Here is a 23,815-nt window from a genome sequence, read left to right as displayed (position 1 = left end):
AGTCCAGCGAGGAGCAAGAGGCCCTGTTGTCGAAGTGTCGCGTGGTCACGGTTGCCGGGTCCAGTCCGTCCACTCCTGGGTGTGACTGTCTCGCCCACAGGTTCGGAAACGCGGCCGACCGGCCGGGGCGCCGGCCCCGGTACGGCTCGGACATGAGCGATGCCGAGTGGATCCTGGTGCGGGACCTGCTGCCGGTGCCGGGATGGCTGGCCGGCCGGGGCGGGCGGCCGGAGGGCTACTGCCACCGGCAGATGATCGACGCGATCCGCTACCTCGTCGACAACGGCATCAAGTGGCGGGCGATGCCGTCGGACTTTCCGCCCTGGCCACGGGTATACGCCGTTTTCGTCCGCTGGCGGGATGCGGGATGCGGGATGCGGGATGCCGGATGCGGGATGCGGGATGCGGGATTCGTGGCCGAGCTGCACGACCGGCTGCGCGAGGCCGTCCGCGTTTTCGAGGGCCGTGATCAGGAGCCGAGTGCGGCGGTCATCGACTCGCAGTCGGTGAAGGCGGACGCCACCGTCGCCCTGGCCGCGCGGGGCTTCGACGCCGGCAAGAAGATCAACGGACGCAAACGTCACCTGCTCACCGACACGCTCGGTCGTCGGCCAGTGGCGGTATGCCGGACGCGGCTACTCCCCGGAAGCCGCCCTCCTCGCGGCCTCGGTACGGGAGGGCGGTGTTCCCCCTGGCGCGTGACCGGACCGGTATCGAGCTGCTCACCGTGCGCCAAGTGCTGGAGGAACTGGGCGGCGTCTCCCGCCGCACCTTCTACCGCTGGCGTGAACTCCACCTCGCCCCCGCCTGCATCCGGTTACCGAACGGTGAACTCCGCGTCCGGCGTGACGCGCTCGATGCCTGGGTGGAGGAGCGAGCGGAGGACACGGATGGTGGTGTCCGGTGAAGTCGTACAAGGTCGTCATCTGGAAGCTGAGCGTCAACCGGTCCGCCAAGAAGCCGACCCACCTCGTGCGCTGGTCGGTCGACGGTGAGCCCTTCCACGAGTCGCACAGGACCAAGGCTCTCGCCGACCGCTTCCGCGCCAAGCTCCTGCGTGCCGCGGACAAGGGCGAAGCCTTCGACACCGTGACCGGACTGCCCGACTCCCTTCGGGGCGGCAAGGTCGCGCTCAGCTTCGTAGAGCTGGCGGTGAAGTACGTGGATGCCCGGTGGGCGGAGGCGTCGGCGAAGCAGCGCGACAGCATGACCGATGCGCTCTCCACCGTCCTGGCGGTTCCCGTCAAGGCTGTGCGCGGGCGGCCGGCGCCCGCAGTTCTGCGCCGCGCGGCACGGTCGTACCTGTTGCCTCCTCCTCGTCGGGAGAGGGAGCGCCCCAAGGAGATCGCCGCCGCACTGACGTGGCTGTCCAAGGCGTCCCTCCCGGTGGCGGAACTGTCGGAAGGGAGCCGCGCACAGGACTTGGTGGACGCCCTGGCCCGTCGCCTCGACGGCAAGCCGGCCGCGACACAGACCTACCAGCGTCGCCGGGCGGTGGTCTTCAACGTGTTGCAGTACGCGGTCGAACTGGGCGTCCTGAACGTCAGCCCGCTCTCTCAGGTGCGTAAAAAGCGGGGCAAACGTGCCGTGCAGGAAGTCGACCGGCGGGTGGTGGTCAACCCCCGGCAGGCACGGGCGCTGCTGACCGCGCTCACCTACGTCGGCGGCTACGACCGGGCGAGCGGTCGACGACTGCGGGCGTTCTTCGGATGCCTGTACTACGCGGCCATGCGGCCCGGTGAAGCACTCGGCCTGCGCCGGTCGGACTGCACGCTTCCAGAGAAGGGATGGGGCCGTATCGAACTGGCGGAGACACGGCCCACAGCCGGTAAGGCGTGGACGGATTCCGGGGAGGCGCCTGACCGCCGGGGCCTCAAGCAACGGGAAGCGGGCGAAGTGCGGACGGTCCCCATCCCGCCCCCACTCGTCCGCCTGCTCCTCGACCACGTCAAGGAGTTCGGCACGGCGGAAGACGGTCGGCAGTTCTCCAGCGAGCGGGGCAACGTCATCGCCGCGTCCTCGTACTCCCGCGTGTGGAAGCAAGCGCGGGAACTGGCTCTCCTGCCGCATCAGGCCGACTCCGTGATGGCGGCCCGCCCCTACGACCTCCGGCACGCCGGCGTCTCCCAGTGGCTCAACTCCGGCGTCCTCGCACCGGAGGTGGCAGCGCGGGCCGGGCACTCGGTGGACGTGCTCCTCAAGATCTACGCCAAGTGCATCGACGGCCAGGAGGCGGAGATGAACGACCGGATCATGCAAGGTCTGGGGGAGGACGACGGCACGCCCTGAGAGGCGTACACGCCTCGCTCGGAGGCCCTGGGGCGGACGCGCTCCGGGGCCTTCTTCGCGTCCGCGTGAGCAGTCCGAAAGGGCGCCTCACCTGCGCGAACGACGCCCAAGATCATTACGTCGTCATTACGTGATCACTGGCAAACGCCCGCTTCCGGCGGCACCCGCCTGCACATACGCGAAGACCCCGACCTCAGCGAACTCGCTGATGGCGGGGTCTTCAGACACCCAATACAAGGTGCCCCCGGCAGGATTCGAACCTGCGCACACGGCTCCGGAGGCCGTTGCTCTATCCCCTGAGCTACGGGGGCGTGTCGCTCGCGGCGACGGGTAGAACACTACCAGCTCCGCGGGGGTGGTCATGAACGGGTTTCCGGGGGCCGGCGGGGCAGGGGAGCGGGGTCAGGCTCCCCGCACGGGGTGGAAGTGGGGAAAACCCGGACGCGATGGCCGGTCCCGACCTACTCTCAAGGGGTGCCAGGCGCGTCGGGCCGGGTCCTTGTCGTGGACGACAACAAGGTGATCCGGCAGTTGATCAGGGTCAACCTCGAGCTGGAGGGCTTCGAGGTCGTGACCGCGGCCGATGGTGCCGAGTGTCTGGAAGTCGTCCATCAGGTGCGGCCCGACGTCGTGACGCTGGACGTCGTCATGCCGCGGCTCGACGGGATCAGGACCGCGGCCCGGCTGCGCGCGGACGCCCGGACCCGGGATCTTCCCCTCGCGATCATCAGCGCCTGCACGCAGTACGAGGTCGACTCCGGTGTCGATGCCGGGGTCGACGCCTTCCTCTCCAAGCCCTTCGAGCCGGCCGAGCTGGTCAGCGTCGTGCGCAGGCTCGCGGCGAAGGGTGAGCAGCAGGGCAGTGGGTCCGCGCCGCGGGCCGAGCGGGCCGGATAGCGGATAGCGGCCCCTGGGAGACGACCGCCCCGTCCACATCCCGGACCATCCCGAAACCGGTTCGCCTACCCGCCCCCCTCCTCCCCTACGCTGGTCCCGTGACCCCCGTCGAGCTCTCCCGCACCCTGCTGCACGCGGTGCGCCGTGCCGTCGATGACGGGGAACTCGCCGTGGCCGTCCCTGAGCGGGTGGTGGTCGGGCCTCCGGGGCCCGGCGGGTGCGGGGACTACGCCAGCAACCTCGCCCTCCAGCTCGCCCGGCCGGCCGGACGGACGCCCCGGGACGTCGCCGACGTACTGCGGCCGTACCTCCTGCGCACCGCCGGCATCACCGACGTCGTCGTCACCGGGCCCGGGTTCCTCAACTTCTCCCTCGACGCCGCCGCGCCCGGCGCCCTCGTCGACGAGGTGCTGCGCCGCGGACCCCGGTACGGACACGCCGGGGGCGAGGGCGGGCCCGTCGTGCGGCTCTCCTGCCCGCGCGAGATCCGCGCTCTCGTCGTCATGGACAGTGTCGCCCGGTTGCTGCGGGCACAGGGGGCACGCGTGCGCGTCGGCTGCGAGGACGCTCCCCCGAAGGAGTGGATCGACGTACTCGGTATCGATGCCGACACCGCTCCGCGGACCGCCGAGGACCCCGCCGTGCCGGTCGCCAGGAACCCCGTCCCCGCCCCCTCCCCCCAGGCCGTCCTCGCGCTGGGCCGGGACGCCGGGCGGTGGGCCATGCTCCACCCCGCCCCCCATGACCGGCCCCGGCTCACCGGCGGTGAGCACCTGGTCCAGCGGGAGAGCAACCCCCTCTTCCGCGTCCGGTACGCCCACGCCCGTACCCGCGCCCTCCTGCGCAACGCAGCCGACCTCGGCTTCGGCCCCGAGGCCGATCGAGACGCCACCCCCACCGCCACCCCCGCCGCCACCCCCCTCCTCACCACCCTCGCCGACCACCCCCGCGTCCTCGCCGCCGCCGCCCGCGACCACGCTCCCGACCGGCTCGCCCGGCATCTCGTCGGGGTGGCCGATGGCGTGCTGCCGCTGCTGCCCGGGGTGCTGCCGCTGGGGGAGGAGAAACCCTCGGCCGCCCACCGTGCCCGGCTCGCTGTCGCCGCAGCCGCCGGAGCGGTGCTGGCCGGCGGCCTGTCCCTGCTCGGCATCGACGCACCCGATCACCTCTGAGCCCGACCGGTCACAGACCGCCAGCCAGACCGCCAGCAGACCGCGAGCAGACCGCGAGCAGACCGCTGGCACAGCGACGCAGACCGATCGAAGACCGACCTCAGACTGACCCCGAGAGAGCCACCCAGAGCCATGAGCCGATCCGCACACCCCGCCGGACCCCGTCACGCGGACGTCCTCCCCGAGGGCCACTACTCCGCGCCGCCCGCCGACCTCAACGACCTCGACCCCAAGGTCTGGGCGCGGACCGTCGGCCGGGACGCGGACGGTGTCGTCACCGTCGGCGGCGTCGACGTCAAGACGCTCGCCGAGGAGTACGGCACCCCCGCCTACGTCCTCGACGAGGCCGACTTCCGCTCCCGTGCCCGCGCCTGGCGGACCGCCTTCGGGCCGGACGCCGACGTGTTCTACGCGGGCAAGGCGTTCCTCTCCCGCGCCGTCGTGCGCTGGCTGCACGAGGAGGGGCTGAACCTCGACGTGTGCAGCGGCGGGGAACTCGCCACCGCGCTCTCCGCCGGGATGCCCGCTGAGCGCATCGCCTTCCACGGCAACAACAAGTCCACGCAGGAGATCCGCCGGGCCGTCGACGCCGGCGTCGGGCGGATCGTGCTCGACTCCTTCCAGGAGATCGTCCGCGTCGCCCACATCGCGCAGGAACTCGGCCGGCGCCAGCGGGTGCAGATCCGCGTCACCGTCGGCGTCGAGGCGCACACCCACGAGTTCATCGCCACCGCCCACGAGGACCAGAAGTTCGGCATCCCGCTGGCCGGCGGGCAGGCCGCCGAGGCCGTGCGGCGGGCCCTCCGGCTCGACGGGCTGGAACTCATCGGCATCCACTCGCACATCGGGTCGCAGATCTTCGACATGTCGGGGTTCGAGGTCGCCGCCCACCGCGTGGTCGGGCTCCTCAAGGACATCCGCGACGAGCACGGGGTGGAACTCCCCGAGATCGACCTCGGCGGCGGACTCGGGATCGCGTACACCCGGGACGACGACCCGCGCGAGCCGCACGAGATCGCCAAGGCGCTGACCGAGATCGTCGGCCGGGAGTGCGAGGCCGCGAAGCTGCGCGTCCCCCGGATCTCCGTCGAGCCGGGCCGCGCCATCGTCGGGCCCACCGCCTTCACGCTCTACGAGGTCGGCACCGTCAAGCCCCTGGAGAACCTCCGCACCTACGTCTCCGTCGACGGCGGCATGTCGGACAACATTCGCACCGCGCTCTACGACGCCGAGTACAGCGTCGCCCTGGTCTCCCGCGCCTCCGACGCCGAGCCGATGCTCTCCCGCGTCGTCGGCAAGCACTGCGAGAGCGGGGACATCGTGGTCAAGGACGCCTTCCTGCCGGGCGACCTGGCACCCGGTGACCTGATCGCCGTACCCGCCACCGGCGCGTACTGCCGATCGATGGCCAGCAACTACAACCACGTGCTCCGCCCGCCCGTCGTCGCCGTCAGGGACGGCGCGGCGCGGGTCATCGTCCGGCGCGAGACCGAGGAGGACCTGCTCCGTCTCGACGTCGGGTGAGCCGGACCGCGCAAGGGGAGAGGGCCGGAGATCTTGTGCTCTCCGGCCCCCGCAAATGAAATAAATGTCTCACGATCCGGACGAAGGGCAGAAACGTCCGTCCGGTGAGTGAGACTGGTTCCACCGCACACGGTGAGAGGAAACGAGGTCGGATGATGCGTACGCGTCCGCTGAAGGTGGCGCTGCTGGGCTGCGGAGTGGTCGGCTCAGAGGTGGCGCGCATCATGACGACGCACAGCGCCGACCTCGCCGCCCGGATCGGGGCACCGGTGGAGCTGGCGGGCGTGGCCGTACGGCGGCCGGACCGGGTGCGCGCGGGCATCGACCCCGCGCTCGTGACCACCGACGCCACCGCCCTCGTCAAGCGCGGCGACATCGACGTCGTGGTGGAGGTCATCGGCGGGATCGAGCCCGCCCGCACCCTCATCACCACCGCCTTCGAGCACGGCGCGTCCGTGGTCTCCGCGAACAAGGCCCTCATCGCCCAGGACGGTGCCGCGCTGCACGCCGCCGCGGACGCGAACGAGAAGGACCTGTACTACGAGGCCGCCGTCGCCGGCGCCATCCCGCTGATCCGCCCGCTGCGCGAGTCCCTCGCCGGGGACAAGGTCAACCGGGTGCTCGGGATCGTGAACGGGACGACCAACTTCATCCTCGACGCCATGGACACCACCGGCGCCGGATACCAGGAGGCGCTGGACGAGGCGACCGCGCTCGGGTACGCGGAGGCCGACCCGACCGCCGACGTCGAGGGCTTCGACGCCGCCGCCAAGGCCGCCATCCTCGCCGGGATCGCCTTCCACACGCGGGTACGCCTGGACGACGTGCACCGCGAGGGCATGACCGAGGTCACCGCCGCCGACTTCGCCTCCGCCAAGGAGATGGGGTGCACCATCAAGCTGCTCGCCATCTGCGAGCGGGCGGCGGACGGGGGGTCGGTCACGGCCCGCGTGCACCCCGCCATGATCCCGCTCAGCCATCCGCTGGCCGGCGTGCGGGGCGCGTACAACGCCGTGTTCGTCGAGTCCGACGCCGCCGGACAGCTCATGTTCTACGGCCCCGGCGCCGGCGGCGCGCCGACCGCCTCTGCCGTCCTCGGGGACCTCGTCGCCGTCTGCCGCAACCGGCTCGGCGGCGGACGCGGGCCCGGTGAGTCCGCGTACGCCGCGCTGCCCGTGTCGCCCATGGGCGATGTCGTGACGCGGTACCACATCAGTCTCGACGTCGCCGACAAACCGGGCGTCCTCGCCCAGGTGGCCACGGTGTTCGCCGAGCACGGGGTGTCGATCGACACCGTCCGGCAGTCCGGGAAGGACGGCGAGGCCTCTCTCGTCGTCGTCACCCACCGCGCGTCCGACGCCGCCCTCGGCGGCACCGTCGAGGCGCTGCGCAAGCTCGACACCGTGCGGGGTGTCGCCAGCATCATGCGGGTTGAAGGAGAGTAACCAGCAATGACCCACCAGTGGCGCGGAATCATCGAGGAGTACCGGGACCGGCTGCCCGTCTCCGACAGCACGCCCGTCGTGACGCTCCGCGAGGGCGGCACGCCGCTCGTGCCCGCGCAGGTGCTCTCCGAGCGCACGGGCTGCGAGGTCCACCTCAAGGTGGAGGGCGCGAACCCCACCGGGTCCTTCAAGGACCGCGGCATGACCATGGCCATCAGCAAGGCGAAGGAGGAGGGCGCGCAGGCCGTCATCTGCGCGTCCACCGGCAACACGTCGGCCTCCGCCGCCGCGTACGGGGTGCGGGCCGGCATGGTCTCCGCCGTCCTGGTGCCGCAGGGCAAGATCGCGCTCGGCAAGATGGGCCAGGCCCTCGTGCACGGTGCGAAGATCCTCCAGGTCGACGGCAACTTCGACGACTGCCTCACCCTCGCCCGCGCGCTCAGCGACAACTACCCCGTCGCGCTGGTCAATTCGGTCAACCCGGTCCGTATCGAGGGCCAGAAGACGGCCGCCTTCGAGATCGTGGACATGCTCGGCGACGCGCCCGACATCCACGTCCTGCCGGTCGGCAACGCGGGCAACATCACCGCGTACTGGAAGGGGTACAAGGAGTACGCCGCCGACGGGATCAGCACCCGGACCCCGCGCATGTGGGGCTTCCAGGCGTCCGGCTCCGCGCCCATCGTGCGCGGTGAGGTCGTCAAGGACCCGTCGACCATCGCCACCGCCATCCGGATCGGCAACCCGGCCTCCTGGGACTTCGCGCTCGCCGCGCGGGACGAGTCCGGCGGCGCCATCGACGAGGTGACGGACCGTGAGATCCTGCGTGCCTACCGGCTGTTGGCCTCCCAGGAGGGCGTCTTCGTCGAGCCCGCCTCGGCCGCGTCGGTGGCCGGCCTGCTGAAGGCCGCCGAGCAGGGCAAGGTCGACCCGGGGCAGACGATCGTGTGCACCGTCACCGGCAACGGGCTCAAGGACCCCGACTGGGCCGTCGCCGGCGCCCCGCAGCCGGTCACCGTCCCGGTCGACGCCGCGACGGCCGCCGAGCGCCTCGGCCTGGTCTGAGCGGGCCGGACACCGGTTCCCCGGATCGGCAGGCGTAAGCGCCGCCGACCGGGGGAAGTCCCCTGACGGGGCCCGCGGGGGCCCCGGTGACGGACGCCGGGCAAGGCTTCATGGCAGGGGGTGCACGGGGGGCTTACGACACGCATCGTGCGCCTCCTGTGCGCCCTATGTCGCCACAGAACCTTCCTTCGATAGGCTGTACCGAACCCGCCCGCCGCATATGCCGCGGTGCCGCGCCGTCTCCGCGGTCGGGAAGCGGCCGGGGTCGTGGTCGGTCACCCGTTCGGCAGGCAGCGGCGGCCCCCGGGTTCTCGTACGTCATCGAATGTTCGTCGGTTCATCGAAGTCATTCGACCATCACGCAGCTCAAGGAGAGTCAACGAGCGATGGCCGGTCCCGCCTTCCGCGCCGCCGCCGTCCGGGTGCGCGTCCCCGCCACCAGCGCCAACCTCGGTCCGGGCTTCGACGCCCTCGGGCTCGCGCTGGGGCTCTACGACGACGTCGTCGTCCGGGTGGCCGACTCCGGGCTGCACATCGACATCGCGGGCGAGGGCAGCGAAACGCTGCCGCGCGACGAGAAACACCTGCTCGTACGCTCCCTGCGCACCGCGTTCGACCTGCTGGGCGGGCAGCCGCGCGGGCTGGAGATCGTCTGTGCCAACCGCATCCCGCACGGCCGCGGCCTCGGCTCCTCGTCCGCCGCGATCTGCGCCGGCATCGTCGCCGCCCGCGCGGTGACCATAGGCGGCGAGGCCCGTCTCGACGACGCCGCGCTGCTCGACCTCGCCACCGAGATCGAGGGCCACCCCGACAACGTAGCGGCCTGTCTGCTCGGCGGTTTCACCCTGTCCTGGCTGGAGCGCGGCGCCGCCCGCGCGATCAGGATGGAGCCCGCCGACTCCGTCGTCCCGGTGGTCTTCGTACCGGGCAAGCCGGTCCTGACGGAGACGGCGCGCGGACTGCTCCCGCGCTCCGTCCCGCACGTCGACGCCGCCGCCAACGCCGGCCGGGCCGCGCTGCTCGTCGAGGCCCTGACCAGGCGCCCCGAGCTCCTGCTCCCGGCCACCGAGGACCGCCTCCACCAGGAGTACCGCGCACCGGCGATGCCCGAGAGCGCGGCCCTGGTCGAGCGGCTGCGGGGCGACGGCGTCCCCGCGGTGATCTCCGGCGCCGGGCCCACGGTCATGGCGCTGGCCGACGCCGGCACCGCCGACAAGGTCGAGGCGCTGGCGGGCGAGGACTGGGCGGCGAACCGGCTCGACCTGGATCTCCAGGGGGCCTGCGTGCTCCCGCTCGCGCCCTGACGTACACGGTTGCCGGATTTCGAGAGGGGGAATATTTGTTGGATCCGGTAGTGTTAATCTCAAGTCTGCACCCGACCCCACCATGGCGAGGTGCCTCGTGTCCCCGTCCGGGACAGACATTCTTCCGGGAGCCCCCCACACCGCCTTGTGCGGTGAACGCCGTACGCGGGCAGTACGGCGTCCACCGACACTGAGCGGGCCGGAAACGCTCCGGAACCGGCGCGACCAGGCCGCCTGACACAGATACCGCGTGTTACGGCCAGGGGAAGCGCCATCACCAGATATCTCTTCCGCCGATTGGGCGGACCACCGCCCCGGCACGGTTCGCACAGCAAGGACCGAAGCCGGACAGCACAACCGGTCGCCGAGCCAGACAGGCCGACGTCCGCTCCAGGGAAGGACCCTTCGTGAGCGACACCACCGATCTGATGGGCGCACGTGTCGAGGAGACCGCTGCCGCGCCCGCCACGGACGCCTCCGCGCCTGCCACCGGTGCCGGCTCCCGGCGGCGCCGCGGTACCGGCCTCGACGGCATGGTGCTGGCCGAGTTGCAGCAGGTCGCCTCCGGCCTCGGCATCAGGGGCACCGCGCGGATGCGCAAGAGCCAGCTGATCGAGGTCATCAAGGAGGCGCAGGCCGGTGGGGGAGCCCCCGCCCAGGCCGCGGACGCCGCCGAGACCAAGCCCAAGCGCCGCGCCACCTCCCGGACCCGTACGGGCGACGAGGCCGCCGCGGAGAAGGCCCAGAAGGCCGGGAAGAAGGCGGCCAAGGCCACCGACTCCGCCGAGAAGGCCGCGTCCCAGCAGCAGATCGAGATCCCGGGCCAGCCCGCCCCCAAGCTCTCGGCCCCGCTCGACCAGGGCGGTGCCCCGGCCGACGAGGCCCCCGCCGAGCGCCGCCGGCGCCGCGCCACCGCCGAGGCCGGCAGCCCGGCCGGGCAGGCCGAGCCGGCCGCCGCCGAGACGAAGGGCGAGCCGCGGGCCGAGACGCCCGACCGGCAGCAGCAGAACCAGAACCAGCAGGGTCAGCACCAGGGCGGCGACGGCCGGTCCGACGCCGACGGCGGCGAGGGCCGCCGCCGCGACCGCCGGGAACGCGGCCGGGACCGCGATCGGGACCGCGACCGGGACCGCCGTAACAAGGGCGACGACCAGCAGCAGAACCAGGGCGGCGGCCAGCAGCGCCAGCAGCAGGGCGGCGGCCGTCAGGACCGGAACAACGGTCCCCAGGACGACGACGACTTCGAGGGCGGCCGGCGCGGCCGGCGCGGGCGCTACCGCGACCGCCGGGGCCGGCGCGGGCGCGACGACATCGCCGCCGAGCCGCAGATCACCGACGACGACGTCCTGATCCCGGTCGCGGGCATCCTGGACATCCTCGACAACTACGCGTTCATCCGCACCTCCGGCTACCTGCCCGGCCCGAACGACGTGTACGTCTCCCTCGCCCAGGTCCGCAAGAACGGCCTGCGCAAGGGCGACCACATCACCGGCGCGGTCCGCCAGCCCAAGGAGGGCGAGCGGCGCGAGAAGTTCAACGCGCTGGTCCGGCTCGACTCCGTCAACGGCATGGCACCCGAACACGGCCGCGGCCGCCCGGAGTTCAACAAGCTGACGCCGCTGTACCCGCAGGACCGCCTCCGGCTGGAGACGGACCCGGGCGTGCTGACCACCCGGATCATCGACCTCGTCTCGCCCATCGGCAAGGGCCAGCGCGGTCTGATCGTGGCCCCGCCGAAGACCGGCAAGACCATGATCATGCAGGCGGTCGCCAACGCGATCACGCACAACAACCCCGAGTGCCACCTGATGGTCGTCCTCGTCGACGAGCGTCCGGAAGAGGTCACCGACATGCAGCGGTCGGTGAAGGGCGAGGTCATCTCCTCGACCTTCGACCGCCCGGCCGAGGACCACACCACCGTCGCCGAGCTGGCCATCGAGCGAGCCAAGCGCCTCGTGGAGCTGGGTCACGACGTGGTCGTGCTGCTGGACTCCATCACGCGTCTGGGCCGTGCGTACAACCTCGCCGCCCCGGCGTCGGGCCGCATCCTCTCCGGTGGTGTCGACTCGACCGCGCTGTACCCGCCCAAGCGCTTCTTCGGCGCCGCGCGCAACATCGAGGACGGCGGTTCGCTGACCATCCTCGCCACCGCGCTGGTCGACACCGGGTCCCGCATGGACGAGGTGATCTTCGAGGAGTTCAAGGGCACCGGCAACATGGAGCTCAAGCTCGACCGGAAGCTCGCCGACAAGCGCATCTTCCCCGCGGTGGACGTCGACGCGTCCGGCACCCGCAAGGAGGAGATCCTGCTCGGCAGCGACGAGCTGGCCATCGTCTGGAAGCTGCGCCGGGTGCTGCACGCGCTCGACTCGCAGCAGGCCATCGAACTGCTCCTGGACAAGATGAAGCAGACGAAGTCGAACGCCGAGTTCCTGCTCCAGATCCAGAAGACGACCCCGACGCCCGGCAACGGCGACTGACGTCGTCCGACGGTCCAGCCGAGAAGGCCGCTCCCCGCGCCGCGGGGAGCGGCCTTCCGCGTGCGGGAGACCTTCCCCACACACAAGGGCGTGCGCCAGTAGGCCAGGACCCCTCCGCCTGACGGACGAAACCCCAGGTGAGCGGCGGGTGTCCGGACAAATCCGCACACGGACGGTCACCGGAACGGCACCAGTCGTGCACATCGCCCCGTGCAACCCTGTCCCCGGTTTCTCCGTCGGACCGATCGGAGCGACGATGGTGCCGTGAGGACATCCCGGTACCGACAGCAGGGGGTAGAGCCGCCGTACGAGAGCTGAGGAGCACATGTCCGCCGAGCAGATACCGCAACCGCGCCACCGGGGCAAGGGCCGCCGCCGCAGGCCCCGCAGCGGACGCCGCAAGGGCCTGCTGGTCGCGGCCTGGACCACCGCGGGCATCGTGGTGCTGGGCGGCACCGGCGTCGGCTACCTGTACTTCAAGCTGAACGGCAACCTGCACAGCGTCGACATCGAGCGGGCCCTCGGCACCGACCGGCCGGCCAAGGCCGACAACGGCTCCGAGAACATCCTCGTCCTCGGCTCCGACACCCGGGCCGGCGGCAACGGCAAGCTCGGCGGCGGCACCGACGACGGCACCGCCCGCTCCGACACCGCGATGGTCGTGCACGTCCACCAGGGCCACAGGAAGGCCAGCGTGGTCTCCGTCCCGCGCGACACCCTCATCGACCGCCCCGAGTGCACCGACACCGACGGGCGGACGCACGACGCGGCGAGCGGCGTGATGTTCAACAGCGCCTACGCGACCGGCGGCGCCGCCTGCGCGGTGAAGACCGTCGAGTCGATGAGCGGCCTGCGCATGGACCACTACCTGGAGGTCGACTTCAGCGGCTTCCAGAAGCTCGTCGACGAACTCGGCGGCGTCGAGATCACCACCACGCGGGACATCTCCGACCCCGACAGCCACCTCGACCTCAAAGCCGGCACCCACCGGCTCGACGGCGAGCAGGCGCTCGGCCTGGTCCGCACCCGGCACGGCGTCGGCGACGGCTCCGACCTCGGCCGCATCCAGCTCCAGCAGGCGTTCGTCAAGGCCCTGGTCGACCAGGTCAAGGACATCGGGGTGCTCAGCAGCCCGAAGAAGCTCGTCGACCTCGCCGACACCGCCACGAAGACCGTGACGACCGACTCCGACCTCGGCTCGGTGAACAAGCTGATGTCCTTCGCGAGCGGCCTCAAGGGCATCACCCCGGCCCACCTGAACATGGTCACGATGCCGGTCCAGTACGACCCGGCCGACGCCAACCGCGTCCTGGTGGACGAGCCCAAGGCCCAGCAGGTCTGGACGGCGCTGAAGGCCGACCGGCAGATCCCGAGGACGGCGACCGAGGGCACGGCCGCCGGTGGAGCCAAGGGCGTGGTGGGCGCCCCCTGAGGGACGCGGGGAGCCGCGCGCCCAGTCCCGCCGGGCCGCGGGGAATAAGAGACGGCAACCCCCCGTTTTGGGGGATGGCGCCAGTCCTGGCAGACTGGACCGTCGGCCCCGGTTCACGCCCCGCACCCCGCGGAGCGACCCGGCGCCCTCCCGAACCTAGGAGACACCTTGAAGCGCGACATCCACCCCGAGTACGTCGAGACGCAGGTCAGCTGCACCTGTGGCGCGTCGTTCACCACCCGCAGCACCATCGAGTCCGGCACCATCCGGGCCGAGGTCTGCTCCGAGTGCCACCCGTTCTACACGGGCAAGCAGAAGATCCTCGACACCGGTGGCCGCGTGGCCCGCTTCGAGGCCCGCTTCGGCAAGGCTGCCGCCGGCTCCAAGAAGTAGCGAGCCGCCGATCGCCGGTCCACGGCCGCGCCCCCTCCCGGGGCGCGCCGGGACCGGCGTTTTTGGTCGCCCGCCTTCGCCCCTTTCCGCAAGCGCCGTCGCAGTAGCAGGAGCCCAAGATGTTCGAGGCCGTCGAGGAACTCGTCGCCGAGCACGCCGACCTGGAGAAGAAGCTCGCCGACCCGTCGGTCCACTCCGACCAGGCCAACGCCCGCAAGCTGAACAAGCGGTACGCCGAGCTGACCCCGATCGTCGCCACGTACCGCTCCTGGAAGCAGACCGGCGACGACATCGGGACCGCGCGCGAGTTCGCCGCCGACGACCCCGACTTCATCGCCGAGGTCAAGGAGCTGGAGAAGAGCCGCGAGGAGCTGACCGAGAAGCTGCGGCTGCTGCTCGTCCCGCGCGACCCCAGCGACGACAAGGACGTGATCCTGGAGATCAAGGCGGGCGCGGGCGGCGACGAGTCGGCCCTGTTCGCCGGCGACCTGCTGCGCATGTACCTGCGGTACGCCGAGCGGGTCGGCTGGAAGACCGAGATCATCGACTCCACCGAGTCCGAGCTGGGCGGCTACAAGGACGTCCAGGTCGCCGTGAAGACCAAGGGCGGCCAGGGCGCCACCGAGCCCGGCCAGGGCGTCTGGGCGCGGCTGAAGTACGAGGGCGGCGTGCACCGCGTGCAGCGTGTGCCGGCCACCGAGTCCCAGGGGCGCATCCACACCTCCGCGGCCGGTGTCCTCGTGACGCCCGAGGCCGAGGAGATCGACGTCGAGATCAACCCCAACGACCTGCGCATCGACGTCTACCGGTCCTCCGGCCCCGGCGGCCAGTCCGTCAACACCACCGACTCCGCGGTGCGCATCACGCACCTGCCCACCGGAGTCGTCGCCTCCTGCCAGAACGAGAAGAGCCAGCTCCAGAACAAGGAGCAGGCGATGCGTATCCTGCGTTCCAGGCTGCTCGCCGCGGCCCAGGAGGAGGCGGAGAAGGAAGCCGCCGACGCCCGCCGCAGCCAGGTCCGCACCGTCGACCGCTCCGAGAAGATCCGCACGTACAACTACCCGGAGAACCGCATCTCGGACCACCGCGTCGGCTTCAAGGCCTACAACCTGGACCAGGTCCTGGACGGCGACCTCGACGCGGTCATCCAGGCCTGCGTCGACGCGGACTCGGCCGCCAAGCTCGCGGCGGCCTGACCCGCGCACCCGCGCACCCCTCGTACACAGCCCGGAGGACCAGCGTGAACCTGCTGCTCGCGGAGGTGGCCCAGGCCACCCAGCGGCTGGCCGACGCCGGCGTGCCCTCGCCGCGCACCGACGCGGAGGAGCTCGCCGCGTATCTGCACGGCGTCAAGCGGAGCGAGCTGCACACCGTGAAGGACGCGGACTTCGACGCCCGGTACTGGGAGGTCATCGCCCGGCGCGAGGCCCGCGAGCCGCTCCAGCACATCACCGGCCGCGCCTACTTCCGCTACCTGGAGCTCCAGGTCGGCCCCGGGGTGTTCGTACCGCGTCCGGAGACCGAGTCCGTCGTCGGCTGGGCCATAGACGCCGTCCGCGCCATGGACGTCGTCGAGCCCTGCATCGTCGACCTGTGCACCGGCTCCGGCGCCATCGCGCTCGCCCTCGCCCAGGAGGTGCCGCGCTCGCGCGTGCACGCCGTGGAGCTGAGCGAGGAGGCCCTGGTGTGGACCCGCAGGAACATGGAGGGATCCCGGGTCGACCTGCGCCAGGGCGACGCCCTGACCGCCTTCCCGGACCTCGACGGCCAGGTCGACCTGGTCGTCTCCAACCCGCCGTACATCCCGCTCACCGAGTGGGAGTACGTCGCGCCCGAGGCCCGCGACCACGACCCGCAGATGGCGCTGTTCTCCGGCGAGGACGGCCTCGACCTGATCCGCGGCCTGGAGCGCACCGCGCACCGGCTGCTGCGCCCCGGCGGCGTGGTCGTCGTGGAGCACGCCGACACCCAGGGCGGCCAGGTGCCCTGGATCTTCACCGAGGAGCGGGGCTGGGCCGACGCGGCCGACCACCCCGACCTCAACAACCGCCCCCGGTTCGCGACCGCCCGCAAGGCGCTGCCGTGACCCCCTTCGAGATCTCGACCCCGCAGTACGTGTACGAGGAGGCCCGCTAGACATGGCACGGCGATACGACACCAACGACGCGACCGACCGCGTGACGGGTCTGCGTGAGGCCGCTTCCGCGGTCCGCCGTGGCGAGCTGGTGGTGCTGCCGACGGACACGGTGTACGGCATCGGCGCCGACGCCTTCTCCGCGGAGGCCGTCGGCGACCTGCTGGAGGCCAAGGGCCGCGGCCGCAACATGCCGAGCCCCGTCCTGATCGGCTCCCCGAACACCCTGCACGGCCTGGTCACCGACTTCTCCGAGCTGGCCTGGGAGCTGGTCGACGCCTTCTGGCCGGGCGCCCTCACCCTCGTCGCCAAGCACCAGCCGTCCCTCCAGTGGGACCTCGGCGAGACCCGGGGCACCGTCGCCGTGCGCATGCCGCTGCACCCGGTCGCCATCGAGCTGCTCACCGAGTTCGGCCCGATGGCCGTCTCCTCCGCCAACCTCACCGGGCACCCCGCGCCGGAGGACTGCGACGCCGCCCAGGCGATGCTCGGCGACTCCGTCTCCGTCTACCTCGACGGCGGGCCCACCCCCGGCAACGTCCCGTCGTCCATCGTCGACGTCACGCGCGAGGTCCCGGTGCTGCTGCGCGCGGGCGCGCTGTCGGCGGAGGAACTGAGGAAGGTCGTACCCGACCTCGAGGTGGCGAATTGACGGCCCCTGAGGCGGGGCGTGGCATAGGCGGTCTCGGGGAGGTGACGACCACGTTCGTCGGCCTTCCCCGCGACAGCTTCCGCATCCTCCACGTCAGCACCGGAAACGTGTGCCGCTCGCCCATCACCGAGCGGCTGACCCGGCACTTCGTGACGGAACGGCTGGGCATCCTGGGCGGCGGGCTCATCGTGGAGAGCGCCGGCACCTGGGGCCACGAGGGCGCCCCCATGGAGGCCAACGCGGAGACCGTGCTCGCCGAGTTCGGCGCGGACGCCTCCGGCTTCACCGGGCGGGAGCTGCTCGACGAGCACGTCATCCGCGCCGACCTGGTGCTCACCGCCACCCGCGACCACCGCGCCCAGGTCATCTCCATGGGCCACTCCGCGGGCCTGCGCACCTTCACGCTGAAGGAGTTCACCCGCCTGGTGAACGCCATCGACCCGGCCACCCTGCCCTCCCTGGAGGAGGGCCTCGTCACCCGCGCCCGCGCCCTGGTGCGCGCCGCGGCGGCGCTGCGCGGCTGGCTGCTGGCCCCGACCGCCGAGGCGGACGAGGTGTACGACCCGTACGGGGCGCCCCTGCCGTTCTTCCGGTCCATCGGGGACGAGATACACCAGGCGCTGGACCCGGTGGTCACCGCCCTCACCGGCGTGCCCGCCCGGACCTGAGCGCGGGGACCCACCGGGCGCGCCGGACCCGCCGGGCCTACATTGGACTGAGCCAGACACTTCGCCGCGAGCGACGCCCGGAGCACGCCATGTCGGTCACCCACCCCCTCGGCAGCGATGTGCGCGAGCGTGCCGACGCCCTCGGCCGGCAGGACCCCGAGCTGGCCGAGATCCTGCTCGCCGAGCGGCACCGGCAGGCCACCACGCTCCAGCTCTGCGCCGCCGAGAACTTCGCCTCCCCGGCCGTGCTGGCCGCCCTCGCCTCCCCGCTCGCCAACAAGTACGCCGAGGGCTACCCGGGCGCCCGCCACCACGGCGGCTGCGCCTACGCCGACGCCGCCGAGCGGCTCGCCGTGGACCGGGCGAAGGCCCTGTTCGGCGCCGAGCACGCCAATGTGCAGCCGCACTCCGGCTCCTCGGCGGTGCTGGCCGCCTACGCGGCGCTGCTGCGCCCCGGCGACACCGTCCTCGCCCTCGGCCTGCCGCACGGCGGCCACCTCACCCACGGTTCGCCCGCCAACTTCTCCGGCCGCTGGTTCGACTTCGTCGGTTACGGCGTCGACGCGGAGACCGGGCTCGTCGACCACGACCAGGTGCGCGCCCTGGCCCGCTCGCACCGGCCCAAGGCCATCGTGTGCGGCTCGATCGCCTACCCCCGCCACCTCGACCACGCCTTCTTCCGCGAGGTCGCCGACGAGGTGGGCGCCTACCTCATCGCGGACGCCGCGCACACCGTCGGACTGGTCGCCGGGGGAGCGGCGCCCAGCCCCGTGCCGTACGCCGACATCGTCTGTGCCACCACCCACAAGGTGCTGCGCGGGCCGCGCGGCGGCATGATCCTGTGCGGCGCCGGTCTGGCCGAGCGGGTGGACCGGGCCGTCTTCCCGTTCAGCCAGGCCGGCGCCCAGATGAACGCCGTCGCCGCCAAGGCGGTCGCCTTCCACGAGGCGGCGGCCCCCGCCTTCGCCGCGTACGCCCGTCAGGTCGTCGCCAACGCCCGGGTGCTGGCCGGCGCGCTGGCCGCCGAGGGCCTCGCCGTCACCACGGGCGGTACGGACACCCACCTGATCACCGCGGACCCCGCGCCGCTCGGCGTCGACGGGCGCGAGGCCCGGGGCCGGCTCGCGGCGGCCGGGACGGTCCTGGACTGCTGCGCCCTCCCGCACGGCGGCGCCCGGGGCCTGCGCCTGGGCACGGCCGCGCTCACCACCCAGGGGATGGGCGAGGCGGAGATGCGGACGGTCGCGGAGCTGCTGGGCCGGGTGCTCAGGGGGGAGACGCCGGTGGCACGGGCGCGTGCCGAGGCGGAGGAACTGGCCCGCGCGTTTGCGCCGTATCCGTAACAAAGCGGAGGAGGCGCTCCCAGGTGCGCGGCGGCACGTGCAACCATCGTCGCTACCCGGAAGTCCTCACCCGTATGCGCGTCTCGCTAGGGTGTGGGCCTGGAATGGCCAGCGAGACCTGTGGGGAAGCCCGTGCGTGAATACCTGCTGACGCTCTGCGTCACGGCCGCGGTGACGTATCTGCTGACCGGGCCGGTGCGGAAGTTCGCGATCGTGGCGGGGGCGATGCCGGAGATCCGGGCCCGGGACGTGCACCGGGAACCCACTCCGCGGCTCGGCGGTATCGCCATGTTCTTCGGGCTGTGCGCGGGCATGCTGGTCGCCGACCACCTGACCAACCTCAACGAGGTCTTCGAGACCTCCAACGAGCCCCGTGCGCTGCTCTCCGGCGCGGCCCTGATCTGGCTGATCGGTGTCCTGGACGACAAGTTCGAGATCGACGCCCTGATCAAGCTGGGCGCCCAGATGATCGCGGCCGGTGTGATGGTGGTGCAGGGTCTGACGATCCTGTGGCTGCCCATCCCGGGCGTCGGCAACGTGGCGCTGACCCAGTGGCAGGGCACCCTGCTGACCGTGGCCCTGGTGGTCATCACCATCAACGCGGTCAACTTCGTGGACGGCCTCGACGGGCTCGCGGCCGGCATGGTGTGCATCGCCTCGGCGGCGTTCTTCATGTACGCCTACCGGATCTGGTACTCGTACGGCATCGAGGCCGCCGCCCCCGCCTCGCTGTTCGCGGCGATCCTGATGGGCATGTGCGTGGGCTTCCTGCCGCACAACATGCACCCGGCGCGGATCTTCATGGGCGACTCCGGGTCGATGCTGATCGGCCTGGTGCTGGCGGCCGGCGCGATCTCGGTGACCGGGCAGGTCGACCCCGACGCGATGCAGCTCTTCTCCGGGTCCGAGCGCAACGCGGTGCACCAGATGGTGCCGGTGTACATCCCGCTGCTGATGCCGCTGACCATCATCGCCATCCCGGCCGCCGACCTGATCCTCGCGATCGTGCGGCGCACCTGGCGGGGCCAGTCGCCGTTCGCCGCGGACCGGGGGCACCTGCACCACCGGCTCCTGGAGGTCGGGCACAGCCACAGCCGGGCCGTCCTCATCATGTACTTCTGGTCCGCGCTGATCGCCTTCGGCGCCCTCGCCTACTCGGTCAACTCCGCGTCGATGTGGATCGTGCTGGGCGTGGTCGCCCTCAGCGCGATCGGCCTGGGGCTGCTCCTGCTGCCGCGGTTCACGCCGCGGGCCCCGATGTGGGCGCAGCGGATCGTGCCGCCGCGCTACCGGCGTCGCGCGGTGGGCGCCCCGGCCGAGCCCGAGCAGGAGGCGCCGGCCGCGGCGGAAGAACACGACGACCGGGTGCCGGCGGGTGTCTCGGGAGTCTCCGGTGTCAATGGCGCAACAGCGGTCGGGCCCCGTTCGCGGCTGCCAAGGTAAGAATCTGACTAGAGCATTGCCAAACCGTGGGAGAGTAAAGCGCCGCATTACCAGACAAAAGGGCGCTGTATTTACTCAAACGCGCACTGTCACTCTCATGTGTGACGGCAAGCACACGCTCAGGTAAAGACCTCATCAAATAGTTTGTGATACGGTTCACGAGAACCCCCCGGATAGAGCCGAAGGGCCGCACAGCGCCGCTTCGTTGGCGTGAGGAGCCCACTCGGCCCGGGGCTACGCTCGTCCATGACGACACCCTGCCCCCCTGTGAAAAGCGGAGTTGCCGCCATGCCGTCCAATGACGCCCGGATCCTCCTTCAAGCCGCCGTGCCCACGGCTGCCGTCGGTGCTGTAGCCACCGTCGTCAGCGCCGTGGTGGCCGGCGGCAAGGGGGCGATCGGCGCCGTCGTCGCGACCGTGCTGGTGATGCTCTTCATGGGGCTCGGGCTGTTCGTCCTGCAACGCACTGCGAAATCACTTCCGCACCTGTTCCAGGCGATGGGTCTGATGCTCTACGGGGCCCAGATCCTGCTGCTGTTCATCTTCCTCGCCGCGTTCAAGAACACCACCCTGTTCAACGCGCGGGCGTTCGCGGTCACCCTGCTCGTCGCCACCCTCGTGTGGATCGCGGCCCAGACCCGCGCCCACATGAAGGCCAAAATCCTCTACGTCGAGCCCGACTCGACGGCCGGGAAGCCCGAGAAGACGGGCCGCCCGTCGTGAGGGGTAGGGCCGGGATAAAGAGGCATGTGAACTCCTGCTATCGTCCGGTGCCAACTGCGGCATCGCGGGCGCGGGCATCCCAGCTGACGCCTGCTCATTCGCGAGGCGAGATGCCCCACAGCCGCCCCCACATCCGTAACACCAGTCCCGTGCCGAACCGCGGCTCCGCGCCGCGCCGACACAACGAGGTTGCCGTACCTATGCGCCACGCTGAAGGAGCCCGCGGTGAGTGCTGACCCGACGCAGGTGCTCGCCTTCGAGACCGACTGCCACATCTTCGACGGCTGTGGCTTCCCGGCTCCCGGCCTGCACTCGTTCCTGTTCGAGCCCCTGTGGGGCGACCACGACAGCAACTTGTACTTCAACAAGCCGATGCTGCTGGCGCTGCTCGGCTCGGTCATCATCGTCGGGTTCTTCTGGGCCGCCTTCCGCAAGCCGAAGGTCGTCCCCGGCAAGCTCCAGATGGTCGCCGAGACCGGCTACGACTTCATCCGGCGCGGTGTCGTCTACGAGACCATCGGCAAGAAGGAAGGAGAGAAGTACGTCCCGCTGGTCGTCTCCCTCTTCTTCTTCATCTGGATGATGAACCTCTGGTCGATCGTCCCGATCGCGCAGTTCCCGGTGACCTCGATCATCGCCTACCCGGCGGTCCTCGCACTCATCGTGTACGTCCTCTGGGTCTCGCTGACCTTCAAGCGGCACGGCTTCGTCGGCTTCTTCAAGAACGTGACGGGCTACGACAAGTCGCTGGGCCCGGTGCTGCCGCTGGCCATGCTGATCGAGTTCTTCTCGAACCTGCTGGTGCGGCCCTTCACGCACGCCGTGCGTCTCTTCGCGAACATGTTCGCGGGCCACACCCTGCTGCTGCTCTTCACGATCGCCAGCTGGTACCTGCTGAACGGCGTCGGCATCGCCTACGCGGGCGTCAGCTTCATCATGACGCTCGTCATGACGGCCTTCGAACTTTTCATCCAGGCACTTCAGGCGTACGTCTTCGTGCTCCTCACGTGCACGTACATCCAGGGCGCGCTCGCCGAGCACCACTGAGCACCCCGTACCCTCACCCCCTGATCGTCCGGTGGCCAACCCCCACCGGTCCGTAAAGAAAAGGAAGAACTGGCATGTCCCAGACCCTTGCCGCTGTTTCCGGCTCGCTCGGCTCCATCGGTTACGGCCTCGCTGCCATCGGCCCCGGCGTCGGCGTCGGCATCATCTTCGGTAACGGCACCCAGGCCCTGGCCCGTCAGCCCGAGGCGGCCGGCCTGATCCGCGCCAACCAGATCCTGGGCTTCGCCTTCTGTGAGGCGCTCGCCCTGATCGGTCTGGTCATGCCGTTCGTCTACGGCAAGTGATTCCGGAACCACTTCCAGCCGACTAGACGAAAGGCATCCACATGAGCCAGCTGCTCACGGTAGCGGCCGAGGAGATGGAGAATCCCCTCGTCCCGCCGATCCCCGAGCTCGTCATCGGCCTCATCGCCTTCGTCATCGTCTTCGGCTTCCTCGCCTGGAAGCTCCTCCCGAACATCAACAAGGTTCTGGACGAGCGCCGCGAGGCCATCGAGGGCGGTATCGAGAAGGCCGAGGCCGCGCAGACCGAGGCCCAGAGCGTCCTTGAGCAGTACAAGGCCCAGCTCGCCGAGGCCCGGCACGAGGCCGCGCGCCTGCGCCAGGAGGCGCAGGAGCAGGGCGCCACGCTCATCGCCGAGATGCGCGCGGAAGGCCAGCGGCAGCGCGAGGAGATCATCGCCGCCGGTCACGCGCAGATCGAGGCCGACCGCAAGGCCGCCGCGTCCTCGCTGCGGCAGGACGTCGGCAAGCTCGCCACCGAGCTGGCCGGCAAGCTGGTCGGCGAGTCCCTGGAGGACCACGCCCGCCAGAGCCGCGTCATCGACCGGTTCCTCGATGACCTCGAGGAGAAGGCCGAGGCGTCGCGATGAACGGAGCGAGCCGCGAGGCCCTGGCCGCCGCACGCGAGCGTCTCGACGCGCTGACGGACTCCACGTCCGTGGACGCCGGCTCGCTCGCCGACGAGCTGGCCTCCGTCACCGCGCTGCTCCACCGCGAGGTGGGCCTGCGCCGGGTCCTCACCGACCCGGCGCAGAGCGGCGAGGCCAAGGCCCAGCTGGTCCAGCGCCTCCTCGGCACCCAGGTCAGCGGTACCACCGCCGACCTGGTGTCCGGCCTGGTGCGCTCCCGCTGGTCGCAGTCGCGCGACCTGGTGGACGCCCTGGAGGAACTGGCCGACACGGCCGACCTCACCGCCGCGGAGAAGAACGGCACGCTGGACGACGTGGAGGACGAGCTGTTCCGGTTCGGCCGGATCGTCTCCTCCAGCACGGAGCTGCGCGCCGCGCTCACCGACCGCAAGGCCACCGTCGCCGCCAAGGGCGCGCTGCTGCGCAGCCTGCTCGGCGGCCGGGCCCAGCCGGTCACCGAGCGGCTGGTGACGCGCCTGGTGACCGCCGCCCGAGGACGTAGCCTGGAGACGGGACTGGAGTCCCTGTCCAAGCTGGCGGCCGAGCGGCGCAACCGGATGGTCGCCGTCGTCACCTCGGCGGTCCCGCTGAGCGACCCGCAGAAGCAGCGCCTCGGCGCCGCCCTCGCGAAGCTCTACGGCCGCCCGATGCACCTCAACCTCGACGTGGACCCCGCGGTCCTCGGCGGAATCCAGGTGCGGGTCGGTGACGAGGTCATCAACGGCTCCATCGCCGACCGCCTCGAGAACGCCGGCCGCCGCCTGGCGGGCTGACGACACCTTCATAGCAGTACGTACGTGTACCTACGGCCCGGTTGGGCCGTGCAGAGGATTCACCTCGTTCAGGGGGGAGTCCGGGATTTTTCAGGCATCC

Annotated in this window: 22 protein-coding genes, 1 tRNA gene and 1 pseudogene; 23 read left to right on the top strand and 1 reads right to left on the bottom strand. The window is 71.2% G+C overall.

Going from position 1 to position 23,815, the window contains the following annotated elements:
• Window positions 1-152: 152 nt before the first annotated feature.
• The 3 genes and pseudogenes from Sdagh_RS36975 to Sdagh_RS13350 all read left to right on the top strand — a co-directional run.
• Window positions 153-563 (top strand): annotated as a pseudogene (locus Sdagh_RS36975) (transposase); the annotation flags it as partial.
• 128 nt (window positions 564-691) lie between these two features.
• On the top strand, window positions 692-907 hold the full coding sequence (locus Sdagh_RS13355) for a helix-turn-helix transcriptional regulator (protein ID WP_226535346.1): 216 nt from the start codon (window positions 692-694) through the stop codon (window positions 905-907).
• Window positions 904-2,289, top strand: coding sequence for a tyrosine-type recombinase/integrase (locus Sdagh_RS13350; RefSeq protein WP_190077677.1), 1,386 nt, complete (start codon window positions 904-906; stop codon window positions 2,287-2,289). The genes Sdagh_RS13355 and Sdagh_RS13350 overlap by 4 nt, the downstream gene beginning before the upstream one ends.
• Window positions 2,290-2,528: 239 nt before the next feature.
• On the opposite strand, the gene Sdagh_RS13345 is transcribed toward Sdagh_RS13350, so the two are convergent.
• Window positions 2,529-2,600 (bottom strand) — tRNA-Arg (locus Sdagh_RS13345).
• A gap of 115 nt (window positions 2,601-2,715) precedes the next feature.
• On the opposite strand from Sdagh_RS13345, the gene Sdagh_RS13340 reads away from it, so the two are divergent.
• The 20 genes from Sdagh_RS13340 (at window position 2,716) to Sdagh_RS13245 (ending at window position 23,715) form a co-directional block, all read left to right on the top strand.
• Complete coding sequence (locus Sdagh_RS13340; RefSeq protein WP_190077676.1) at window positions 2,716-3,186, top strand: response regulator; 471 nt, start codon at window positions 2,716-2,718, stop codon at window positions 3,184-3,186.
• A gap of 98 nt (window positions 3,187-3,284) precedes the next feature.
• Complete coding sequence (nrtL, locus tag Sdagh_RS13335; protein WP_190077675.1) at window positions 3,285-4,358, top strand: ArgS-related anticodon-binding protein NrtL; 1,074 nt, start codon at window positions 3,285-3,287, stop codon at window positions 4,356-4,358.
• 132 nt (window positions 4,359-4,490) lie between these two features.
• Window positions 4,491-5,882 (top strand): diaminopimelate decarboxylase, encoded by a 1,392-nt coding sequence (gene lysA / locus Sdagh_RS13330; RefSeq protein WP_189414968.1) that lies wholly within the window; start codon window positions 4,491-4,493, stop codon window positions 5,880-5,882.
• A gap of 152 nt (window positions 5,883-6,034) precedes the next feature.
• Window positions 6,035-7,327: a homoserine dehydrogenase gene (locus Sdagh_RS13325; protein ID WP_189414966.1), complete on the top strand. Its 1,293-nt coding sequence runs from the start codon at window positions 6,035-6,037 to the stop codon at window positions 7,325-7,327.
• Between the two features lie 6 nt (window positions 7,328-7,333).
• A complete protein-coding gene (thrC, locus tag Sdagh_RS13320) occupies window positions 7,334-8,392 on the top strand; it encodes a threonine synthase (protein WP_189414964.1) in 1,059 nt (352 codons plus the stop codon).
• 386 nt (window positions 8,393-8,778) lie between these two features.
• Window positions 8,779-9,696 (top strand): homoserine kinase, encoded by a 918-nt coding sequence (thrB, locus tag Sdagh_RS13315; protein ID WP_189414962.1) that lies wholly within the window; start codon window positions 8,779-8,781, stop codon window positions 9,694-9,696.
• Window positions 9,697-10,103: 407 nt separating this feature from the next.
• Window positions 10,104-12,176, top strand: a complete 2,073-nt coding sequence (rho, locus tag Sdagh_RS13310; RefSeq protein ID WP_189414960.1) for a transcription termination factor Rho — start codon at window positions 10,104-10,106, stop codon at window positions 12,174-12,176.
• A 325-nt stretch (window positions 12,177-12,501) separates the two neighbouring features.
• On the top strand, window positions 12,502-13,608 hold the full coding sequence (locus Sdagh_RS13305; RefSeq protein WP_190077674.1) for an LCP family protein: 1,107 nt from the start codon (window positions 12,502-12,504) through the stop codon (window positions 13,606-13,608).
• A 168-nt stretch (window positions 13,609-13,776) separates the two neighbouring features.
• Window positions 13,777-14,001: a 50S ribosomal protein L31 gene (rpmE, locus tag Sdagh_RS13300; protein WP_019326867.1), complete on the top strand. Its 225-nt coding sequence runs from the start codon at window positions 13,777-13,779 to the stop codon at window positions 13,999-14,001.
• A 119-nt stretch (window positions 14,002-14,120) separates the two neighbouring features.
• Window positions 14,121-15,197: a peptide chain release factor 1 gene (gene prfA / locus Sdagh_RS13295; protein WP_189414956.1), complete on the top strand. Its 1,077-nt coding sequence runs from the start codon at window positions 14,121-14,123 to the stop codon at window positions 15,195-15,197.
• Window positions 15,198-15,241: 44 nt separating this feature from the next.
• Window positions 15,242-16,087 (top strand): peptide chain release factor N(5)-glutamine methyltransferase, encoded by an 846-nt coding sequence (gene prmC, locus Sdagh_RS13290; protein ID WP_189414954.1) that lies wholly within the window; start codon window positions 15,242-15,244, stop codon window positions 16,085-16,087.
• A gap of 52 nt (window positions 16,088-16,139) precedes the next feature.
• On the top strand, window positions 16,140-16,787 hold the full coding sequence (locus tag Sdagh_RS13285) for an L-threonylcarbamoyladenylate synthase (RefSeq protein ID WP_189414952.1): 648 nt from the start codon (window positions 16,140-16,142) through the stop codon (window positions 16,785-16,787).
• Window positions 16,784-17,455: an arsenate reductase/protein-tyrosine-phosphatase family protein gene (locus Sdagh_RS13280; protein ID WP_189414950.1), complete on the top strand. Its 672-nt coding sequence runs from the start codon at window positions 16,784-16,786 to the stop codon at window positions 17,453-17,455. The genes Sdagh_RS13285 and Sdagh_RS13280 overlap by 4 nt, the downstream gene beginning before the upstream one ends.
• Window positions 17,456-17,544: 89 nt before the next feature.
• Complete coding sequence (gene glyA, locus Sdagh_RS13275) at window positions 17,545-18,798, top strand: serine hydroxymethyltransferase (RefSeq protein WP_190008782.1); 1,254 nt, start codon at window positions 17,545-17,547, stop codon at window positions 18,796-18,798.
• Between the two features lie 132 nt (window positions 18,799-18,930).
• Window positions 18,931-20,241 carry an MraY family glycosyltransferase gene (locus Sdagh_RS13270; protein ID WP_189414946.1) on the top strand — a complete coding sequence of 437 codons (1,311 nt, stop codon included), beginning with the start codon at window positions 18,931-18,933 and terminating at the stop codon, window positions 20,239-20,241.
• Between the two features lie 288 nt (window positions 20,242-20,529).
• Window positions 20,530-20,964 (top strand): Cg1360 family ATP-synthase-associated protein, encoded by a 435-nt coding sequence (locus Sdagh_RS13265; protein WP_189414944.1) that lies wholly within the window; start codon window positions 20,530-20,532, stop codon window positions 20,962-20,964.
• Window positions 20,965-21,189: 225 nt separating this feature from the next.
• Window positions 21,190-22,011 (top strand): F0F1 ATP synthase subunit A, encoded by an 822-nt coding sequence (gene atpB / locus Sdagh_RS13260; RefSeq protein WP_189414942.1) that lies wholly within the window; start codon window positions 21,190-21,192, stop codon window positions 22,009-22,011.
• Window positions 22,012-22,085: 74 nt separating this feature from the next.
• A complete protein-coding gene (gene atpE, locus Sdagh_RS13255; protein ID WP_024884520.1) occupies window positions 22,086-22,316 on the top strand; it encodes an ATP synthase F0 subunit C in 231 nt (76 codons plus the stop codon).
• 41 nt (window positions 22,317-22,357) lie between these two features.
• Window positions 22,358-22,903, top strand: coding sequence for a F0F1 ATP synthase subunit B (locus tag Sdagh_RS13250; RefSeq protein WP_189414940.1), 546 nt, complete (start codon window positions 22,358-22,360; stop codon window positions 22,901-22,903).
• A complete protein-coding gene (locus tag Sdagh_RS13245; RefSeq protein ID WP_189414938.1) occupies window positions 22,900-23,715 on the top strand; it encodes a F0F1 ATP synthase subunit delta in 816 nt (271 codons plus the stop codon). Before Sdagh_RS13250 ends, Sdagh_RS13245 begins: the two co-directional genes overlap by 4 nt.
• Window positions 23,716-23,815: the final 100 nt, after the last annotated feature.

Source organism: Streptomyces daghestanicus, assembly GCF_020521275.1.
GTDB lineage: Bacteria > Actinomycetota > Actinomycetes > Streptomycetales > Streptomycetaceae > Streptomyces > Streptomyces griseoviridis.
The sequence above is the reverse complement of the archived record's forward strand: the minus strand, read 5'-3'. Positions and strand labels throughout refer to the sequence as shown.

Excerpts from the sequence above, each read along its gene's own strand:
- thrC (WP_189414964.1), top strand. The coding sequence starts at position 7,334 with ATGACCCACCAGTGGCGCGGAATCATCGAGGAGTACCGGGACCGGCTG.
- Sdagh_RS13265 (WP_189414944.1), top strand. The coding sequence starts at position 20,530 with ATGCCGTCCAATGACGCCCGGATCCTCCTTCAAGCCGCCGTGCCCACG.
- Sdagh_RS13250 (WP_189414940.1), top strand. The coding sequence starts at position 22,358 with ATGAGCCAGCTGCTCACGGTAGCGGCCGAGGAGATGGAGAATCCCCTC.
- glyA (WP_190008782.1), top strand. The coding sequence starts at position 17,545 with ATGTCGGTCACCCACCCCCTCGGCAGCGATGTGCGCGAGCGTGCCGAC.
- Sdagh_RS13285 (WP_189414952.1), top strand. The coding sequence starts at position 16,140 with ATGGCACGGCGATACGACACCAACGACGCGACCGACCGCGTGACGGGT.
- prfA (WP_189414956.1), top strand. The coding sequence starts at position 14,121 with ATGTTCGAGGCCGTCGAGGAACTCGTCGCCGAGCACGCCGACCTGGAG.
- Sdagh_RS13325 (WP_189414966.1), top strand. The coding sequence starts at position 6,035 with ATGATGCGTACGCGTCCGCTGAAGGTGGCGCTGCTGGGCTGCGGAGTG.
- Sdagh_RS13305 (WP_190077674.1), top strand. The coding sequence starts at position 12,502 with ATGTCCGCCGAGCAGATACCGCAACCGCGCCACCGGGGCAAGGGCCGC.
- lysA (WP_189414968.1), top strand. The coding sequence starts at position 4,491 with ATGAGCCGATCCGCACACCCCGCCGGACCCCGTCACGCGGACGTCCTC.
- thrB (WP_189414962.1), top strand. The coding sequence starts at position 8,779 with ATGGCCGGTCCCGCCTTCCGCGCCGCCGCCGTCCGGGTGCGCGTCCCC.
- Sdagh_RS13245 (WP_189414938.1), top strand. The coding sequence starts at position 22,900 with ATGAACGGAGCGAGCCGCGAGGCCCTGGCCGCCGCACGCGAGCGTCTC.
- atpE (WP_024884520.1), top strand. The coding sequence starts at position 22,086 with ATGTCCCAGACCCTTGCCGCTGTTTCCGGCTCGCTCGGCTCCATCGGT.